This window comes from Pseudomonas sp. AC463 (assembly GCF_979253585.1).
Window position 1 is genome coordinate 1 of the sequence record NZ_CEEDDZ010000178.1, and the last position, 393, is coordinate 393.

Annotated in this window: 1 protein-coding gene; it reads right to left on the reverse strand. The window is 68.2% G+C overall.

Going from position 1 to position 393, the window contains the following annotated elements; translation table 11 throughout:
* Positions 1-360: FAD-dependent monooxygenase (locus AC0IYH_RS29670; protein ID WP_471837650.1), on the reverse strand; the 360-nt coding region annotated here is incomplete at its 3' end.
* Between the last annotated feature and the right edge of the window lie 33 nt (positions 361-393).

Here is a 393-nt window from a genome sequence, read left to right on the forward strand (position 1 = left end):
GTCATAGCGCGAGAGATCGACGTCCCTGGAGCGGCCACCGAACAACTTGCCGGCGACGCTGCGCACAACCGGGCGGCTCGCCACGCGCAACGCGCCGTGGAGCAACCCGATGCCGAGGCGGCTGTGCGGATTCGCCAATCGCGGCGCAAGCTTGGGGACGCTCTGGGCATCCTCGACCATCGGGCGCATCGCCTGCTCATAGGCCTTGAACGCCGCCCGCATGTCGGTGGAGCGGATGAGCTCCTGCGCCAGAACGTAGGCGCCGGTGACCGCCAGCGTCGTGCCGTAACCGGCGATCGGCGTCGCGCACCATGCTGCATCACCGGTCAGCACCACCCGCCCTCCCGACCAACGGGGCATCCTTACTTGCCGGAGCACATCGAGGTAGAAGTC